Annotated in this window: 7 protein-coding genes and 3 pseudogenes; 8 read left to right on the top strand and 2 right to left on the bottom strand. The window is 68.0% G+C overall.

All coding sequences use genetic code 11. The features are described 5' to 3' along the window. The 3 genes and pseudogenes from ABD52_RS40415 to ABD52_RS35575 all read left to right on the top strand — a co-directional run. Window positions 1–108, top strand: a pseudogene (locus ABD52_RS40415) (IS5/IS1182 family transposase); the annotation flags it as partial. A gap of 288 nt (window positions 109–396) precedes the next feature. Then, window positions 397–570, top strand: coding sequence for a DUF2382 domain-containing protein (locus tag ABD52_RS41255; RefSeq protein ID WP_235437661.1), 174 nt, complete (start codon window positions 397–399; stop codon window positions 568–570). 153 nt (window positions 571–723) lie between these two features. After that, window positions 724–1,689 carry a YihY/virulence factor BrkB family protein gene (locus tag ABD52_RS35575; RefSeq protein ID WP_235437660.1) on the top strand — a complete coding sequence of 322 codons (966 nt, stop codon included), beginning with the start codon at window positions 724–726 and terminating at the stop codon, window positions 1,687–1,689. Between the two features lie 168 nt (window positions 1,690–1,857). Here the strand turns inward: ABD52_RS35575 and ABD52_RS35570 are convergent. Further along, window positions 1,858–2,439: pseudogene (locus tag ABD52_RS35570) on the bottom strand (DUF2252 family protein); the annotation flags it as partial. Between the two features lie 91 nt (window positions 2,440–2,530). Between ABD52_RS35570 and ABD52_RS35565 the strand changes: the two are divergent. Further along, window positions 2,531–3,175 (top strand): annotated as a pseudogene (locus ABD52_RS35565) (Tn3 family transposase); the annotation flags it as partial. Window positions 3,176–3,421: 246 nt separating this feature from the next. Here ABD52_RS35565 and ABD52_RS35560 read toward each other — a convergent pair. After that, on the bottom strand, window positions 3,422–3,751 hold the full coding sequence (locus ABD52_RS35560; protein WP_047894623.1) for a hypothetical protein: 330 nt from the start codon (window positions 3,749–3,751) through the stop codon (window positions 3,422–3,424). Window positions 3,752–4,101: 350 nt separating this feature from the next. Between ABD52_RS35560 and ABD52_RS35555 the strand changes: the two genes are divergently transcribed. The 4 genes from ABD52_RS35555 to ABD52_RS35540 form a co-directional block, all read left to right on the top strand. After that, complete coding sequence (locus tag ABD52_RS35555) at window positions 4,102–4,458, top strand: hypothetical protein (RefSeq protein WP_152748366.1); 357 nt, start codon at window positions 4,102–4,104, stop codon at window positions 4,456–4,458. 140 nt (window positions 4,459–4,598) lie between these two features. Then, the gene (locus ABD52_RS35550; RefSeq protein WP_082171453.1) at window positions 4,599–5,072 is read left to right on the top strand and encodes a response regulator; all 474 of its coding nucleotides are present in this window, start codon (window positions 4,599–4,601) and stop codon (window positions 5,070–5,072) included. 384 nt (window positions 5,073–5,456) lie between these two features. Beyond that, window positions 5,457–5,741, top strand: a complete 285-nt coding sequence (locus ABD52_RS35545) for a hypothetical protein (RefSeq protein WP_047894621.1) — start codon at window positions 5,457–5,459, stop codon at window positions 5,739–5,741. After that, on the top strand, window positions 5,738–6,191 hold a 454-nt coding region (locus ABD52_RS35540), incomplete at its 3' end, for a recombinase family protein (RefSeq protein WP_047894620.1). The genes ABD52_RS35545 and ABD52_RS35540, both read left to right, overlap by 4 nt.

Genomic DNA, 6,191 nt, shown 5'->3' with positions numbered 1-6,191 from the left:
TTCAACCGACTCAAGCAATGGCGTGACCTGGCCACCCGCTACGCCAAACGCGCATCCCTCTACCGAGCCAGCCTGATCCTCATCGCCGCCATCATCTGGCTTCCATGATCGACAGGACAGGCCCTAGACGCCCCCAGGCCCGTTGCGTTCACCTCGTAGATCTACCGGGAACAGCTCCGACCATCGGGACGGGGAGAACGCGCCAAGGCTACCGGCGCCGCCAACCGCAGACTTTCACGTCTCTGACGCCGAGCCCTGAGCACTGTCGTCCTACACCGAGCAACTCGGCCGGAGACGGGCGCACAGGGCCCGAACCATAGAAGCGTCGATGATCGGCCACGAGGAAGTGCGCCTCGAGCGCGAGCCGATCACGGACGCGAACATCCACTCAGGCGAGTGAGGGCAGGCGATCAGCGAGGAAGAGAGCACGAGGTCGCCCTGCACGCCGAGCGGCCCGGCGTCGGCGCCGAAGCGGTGCCGGTCGAGCGGATGCGCCCCGGTAAGGAGACCGTTACCGACACCACGACAAGTCAGCGCCGAGGTCCGCAAGGAGCAGATCGAGCTCGATGACGACACCACCGGCCGCGGCGACCACATCTGACAGCTTCCGGCATGCTTGGTGTCCCCCGACCCGTCGGGACACCGGCATTCCGGAGCCCCGTTGACCACGACGACATGTCACATCGGCCGACGTGCCGGCAGCCCGACGAAAGGAACTCGACGATGTCTGTACCCGATGTCCCGGACGGCCCCCTCGACCTCGGCGCGCGAGGCTGGTTCGCCGCCCTCAAGCGGACCGTCCGTGAGTTCCTCACCGACAACGTCACCGACTGGGCCGCCGCCCTCACCTACTACGGCGTGCTGTCGATCTTTCCCGGGCTGCTGGTGTTGCTGTCGGTGCTGGGCATGCTCGGCGAGCGGGCCACCCGCGAGGTGACCGGCACCCTGCAGCAGGTGGCACCGCAGCAGGTGGGGCAGTTCCTGACCGGTGTCGTCGACCAGGTCCGCGCCGGCAGCAGTACCGGCGCGAACATCGGCGCCGTCGTCGGTCTACTGGTCGCGTTCTGGTCAGCGTCGGGCTACATCGCCGCGTTCATGCGCGCGTCCAACGCCATCTACGACGTGCCGGAGGGCCGCCCGATCTGGAAGACCCTGGCAGTACGGTTGGCGGTCACCGCCGTCATCGGGCTCATGCTGATCGCCTCGGCGGTCATCGTCGTGTTCACCGGTGACCTCGCCGAAGCCGCAGGCGAGGTGATCGGTGCCAGCGGGGCCGCGCTGACGGTGTGGAGCATCGCCAAATGGCCGGTGCTCGTGCTACTGGTCAGCCTGATGTTCGCCCTGCTGTACTGGGCTTCACCCAACGCCAAACAGCCCGGGTTCCGGTGGATCAGCCCCGGCGGCATCCTCGCCGTACTGATCTGGATCGCCGCCTCCGTCGCGTTCGCCGTCTACCTCGCCAACTTCGCCAACTACAACAAGACCTACGGCACCGTCGCCGGTGTCATCATCTTCCTGGTCTGGCTGTGGATCACGAACATCGCCATCCTTCTCGGCGCCGAGATGGACGCCGAACTGCAACGTCAACGCGCCATCGTCGGCGGGCACCCCGCCGACGCCGAACCGTTTCTGCCACTGCGCGACGATCGCAAACTCGCCACCAACAGCACCGCAGAATCCGGCGACTGACACCCCGCCCTCTGGCACCGACCTGCCCTACACAACCCAGCAGGGGCAGCGGATGGCTGTCGCCCACCCGTCGAGCGAGGTTCGAACCTAGTCCGCACGGAGTACGTCGCCGCCGGCCAAGGCGAACAGGGTGCCATGATGCGTAGCGTTTTCACCGGCGGGCCGCCTTCACGCTGGAGTCCGGGCGGGCAGCCGACCGGCTCGGACACCGGCCACCAGCGCTGCGTGGTCGGCTTCGGTCTGATCGGCGTAGGCCACCGCGAAGTCGGCGAACGCCTCATCGAACGCTTCACCCCCGTTACCGCCCTCGGCGTACCCATGCAACACTCGCTGATCGATCGACTGAGCGTGGCCGCGGGCCAGAACAACGCCCACCACCCGGGCATAGTCGTCGAGTTGGTCAGCGCGGAGATCGGTCGGGTCGATGCTGCCCTTCATGTCACGAAACTGGCGAACCAGGAAGTGTCGGCCGCTGATGCTCGCCCACCCCAGCATCAGGTCGCTGACAGTCTGCATCCAGCGTTGACCATCGACAACGCGCTGCCCGTCGTGCCGGGTCGTGGTCCGCCGATACTGCTCCCACGCTGACCGGTGAAGCTGCTTGACCTGCAAAATCATCAGATCGTCGTCGTTGCCGCGCAGCAGCACCAAGTAGTTGCGGTACCCAACGCTACCGAGCCCCACAACCCGGTGTGTCACGTCCAGCAGCTCGTACCGGTCGAGCAGGCTTCCCACCTCGGGGTCGAGCCGTTCGACGTAACCGGCCCGCCCGTAGTTTCCAGACCAAAAACAACGCTAAGAACTGAGGGTTGATCAAGCTCTCCACCCAAGGGGGCGGCCGACCGGCCCGAACGCCGACTTCCTCGCCCGCTACCCACGTGCGGGCGGCCTGCTGACCCGGCGGCTGAACACCGACCTGATCACGAGCACCTGGGACGATCGGCTGCGGGTCGCCGCTTCGGTGCAGGGCGGTCACGCGACCGCCGCGCTGGTGGTGGGGAAGCTGTGCTCTTCGAAGCGGCAGCAGAACGCGCTGACCAGCGCGATCAAGGAGTACGGGGCGCTGCGCCGCACCGTCTACGCCGCCCGGTACCTGGCCGACGAGACCTACCGGCGGCGGATCTCCCGGCAGCTCAACAAGGGCGAGAACCTGCATGCCCTGCGCCGCAGCCTGGCCTACGCCGGCGAGGGAGCGCTGCGCCGCCGACACCACGAGCAGCAGACCGAGCAGATGTGGTGCCTCACCCTGGCCACCAACGCGATCGTCTGCTGGTCGACGGAGTACCACGGCCTCGCCGTCGGCGCGCTACGCCGCGACGAGCGCCAGGTCGACGACGAGGTCCTGGCGCACATCTGGCCGACCCACCACGAGAACGTCCACTTCTACGGCACCCACTCGGTCGACATCGACGGCGAACTCGCCCAGCTCGACACCGACGGCTACCGGCCGCTGCGCCTCGCCGAGGCCACCCCGGCGCACCGCTGACCACGCGGGCGCGCCCGACGGGTTGTCCGCCGTGCGCGCCCGGCGAGCGGCCTCTTCGTCGTCAGTCTCTGCCCGGAGTTGGTCTTTGCCCGGAGTTCTATACGCTCTCAGGTCATGAAGCCCTGGCAGGTCAGTGTCATTGTGGTGGTTCTCTTGCTGGTCGGGTTCCTCGGGTGGCTCGTGGCTTCTTATCGCAGGGGCCGCGACGGGCGGTGAGCATGATCCGCGGGCAGATGACTGCGGGTGTTACGGGCCGCGAGGGTCGCGGTGTGCTGGTCGCACGGTGAGCTCTCGTAGGTCTTCCAGTCCCACGCCGGCTTCGCCGTAGGCGGCCGTGGTGAGGGCCATGGCGGTCCGTACGGCATCCCAGGGCGTGGCGGCGGCCAGGAGCAGTGTCGCGCCGGCGGCTCGGTATGCGCCGCCGTCCTCAAGGTGGGCGTGGGCGTCGAGGACATCAGCGTGGCCGAAGGCGAGTCGGCGGTTGACGTCGTCGAGTGGAAGGGTGATCACCTCTGCTTGCAGGACCTGGTAGGACAGCAGGATCTCCCACTGCTTGTCCGGCCGAGACGACGGCACCGTGTTTCACCACCTTGATCGTGCTCACCATGGTGAGCGGTGGGCTTGGCGGGACGGCGGGCGATGATCAGAGCCGGCGTGTGGCCGTTGCGGTGTCCACCGCCCACGTCTCAACTTACGCCTGCGTAGCGTGGGCTCACCGTAGGGCGGCAGACACGATGGCGCGTGGCCGGCACCCACCCCTGGGTGCCGGCCGTGCTGCGTGTCGTCGATGGCCCCGCGCTTGGTCAGATGTCCCAGCATCACAAACATTTGATCTTGCGTTCGCGGTTGGCTGTGCTGACGAACGTGTCCGGAGGAGGCGATGCGGATGATGCACCGAGTGTCATTGCCTGGATACCGTGGCCGCCATGAGTGACATGGCCGGCCGGCAGCGGCAGCGGGAAGCCGAGCGGGAGGCGGAACGGATCCGTCGTTTGCTCCTTCAGCACGGAGGCCGCGAGTATGACCCCCGCCGCGAGGAGGAGCACTACGAGGGTGGCTTCACGGTGGAGGTCGGGAGGAACGGCGGCCCTCATCACGTTGGCGGCTTCTACGACGACCCGTTGCGGGTGTGGCCGCCGAAGATGCGTCAGCACGCTGACACGCTGGCCGCACACGGGTATCAGGTGAAGGTCCGCGAATACTTCGACGGCGAGATCCTCGAAGTCACGGCGCCGGCCCCGCGTCCGCGAGGGGCGTGGTTGCGCGGACTCTTTCCGGGCTGAGAACCCCGTGACTGTCTGGTCCGCCGGCCCCGGCGGCGGCCAGCTGACCTCTCGGGCTCCGGACTGACTGGAAGTGATCTTCCGAACGCCCGCAAAGTCGCTTCGTGACCTGCGCCGGATGCAGGAAGTACTCTTCGTCTGTGAATGCTGTCGGAGACTCCGCTCGCGGTCGGCTGGGTCCGCTGCGGGTGCTGCTGGTCGAGGATGATCCCGCCGACGTCGCCCTCATCGAGGACACCTTCGCGACCCACGCCCTGGCCGTCGAGTTGCACCACGTTCCTGACGGGGTGGCGGCGATGGCGTTTCTGCGCCGTGAGGGCCGGTACGCCGATGCTTCGCGTCCGGAACTGATCCTGCTCGATCTGAACATGCCTCGCATGAGCGGCCGGGAGGTCCTCACCGCGATCAAGGCCGACCCTTGGCTCAAGACGATCCCGGTCGTCGTGTTCACCACCTCCACGGTCGACACCGACGTGCTGGCCAGCTACACCGCACACGCCAACGCCTACGTCACCAAGCCCATCGACCTGGACGACTTCGAGCGCGTCGTCGGGCAGATCTACCGCTTCTACGGCCGCACCGCGAGGCTGCCCGCCGAACCCGGCGCGGCCTGAGTTGATGTAGGCGTGGTGACGGCCTGCATCGCACGGGAGTAAGCGGCGCAGCGCAGGGCCGCAGAACAGCGTGCGGCCGGCACCCACCCCTGGATGCCGGCCGTGCTGCGCGTCGGCGACGGTGCGGTGCGGCAGAGGTGGCACCTGGCCGTCGACGCGCGACCCCTTGCCCTGTGCATCGATCGGGCGCCGTCGGTGGTGACGGGTCCGCGGCGGCGAATGTGAATGAGTCGCGGTTCCGGGCGGCGGTGTCCGGGAATCGATCATTTCCCGAACAAGATCGAAAACGGGTGCCTCGGCCGGTCAAGGGCGTTCGGAAAACCTGTCCGGAAACCTCGGCGTGTCCAACAAGGCGAAGGGGGTTTCTCGGTCACCCTGAACGCCATGAGCTACGGCACCGAGTACGTGGCCACCGTCAGGCCCGAGCAAGCCGCGTGGCTCACCGGTTCCGAGTACTTCGACGGCACCAGCGCCGGCGTCGACAACGGCGACGGCACCGTCACCCTCACCGAGGAACAGGTCGACGTGCTACGCGAGCGCGACACCGGCGAGGGGCGGCCCGGGGATCTGGAGTGGGACGACGAGCACGGCCTGCTGGTGTACCTGCCCGACGGCGGGGACTGCCGCGGGTTCTGGCTGGTCGAGCGTCTCCGGACCGGCCGGTCGTGAGCGCCGTCGTCCCGGCCGGCGGCGCCGACCTGCTGGCGCCCACTCCGCTGGCGGGTGTGTTGGTCGGCTACGGCCGGGTGTCCACCCGGGGGCAGAACCTCGCCCGGCAGCAGGCCGCGTTGGGCGCGGCCGGGTGCGCGAAGTGCTTCTTCGACAAGGCATCCGGCAAGAACGCCGACCGGCCGGGCCTGCACGACGCGTTCGAGTATCTGCGGCCCGGCGACGCGCTCACCGTCGTGTCGCTGGACCGGCTCGGCCGCTCCCTGGAAGACCTCATCACGATCGTGGGCCGGCTCAAGCGCCACGGGGTCGGGTTCCAGTCGCTGCACGAGAAGCTGGACACCACCACCGCCGGGGGCATGTTCGTCTTCCACGTCTTCGCCGCCCTGGCCGAGTTCATCCGCACGATCATCGTGGCCAACACCAACGAGGGCCTGGCCGCCGCCCGCG

The sequence above is a fragment of the Micromonospora sp. RV43 genome, assembly GCF_001029515.1.
Lineage (GTDB): Bacteria > Actinomycetota > Actinomycetes > Mycobacteriales > Micromonosporaceae > Micromonospora > Micromonospora aurantiaca.
The sequence above is the reverse complement of the archived record's forward strand: the minus strand, read 5'-3'. Positions and strand labels throughout refer to the sequence as shown.

Coding starts and splice junctions, on each gene's coding strand:
- ABD52_RS35575 (WP_235437660.1), top strand. CDS start 724: ATGTCTGTACCCGATGTCCCGGACGGCCCCCTCGACCTCGGCGCGCGA.
- ABD52_RS35555 (WP_152748366.1), top strand. CDS start 4,102: ATGAGTGACATGGCCGGCCGGCAGCGGCAGCGGGAAGCCGAGCGGGAG.
- ABD52_RS35545 (WP_047894621.1), top strand. CDS start 5,457: ATGAGCTACGGCACCGAGTACGTGGCCACCGTCAGGCCCGAGCAAGCC.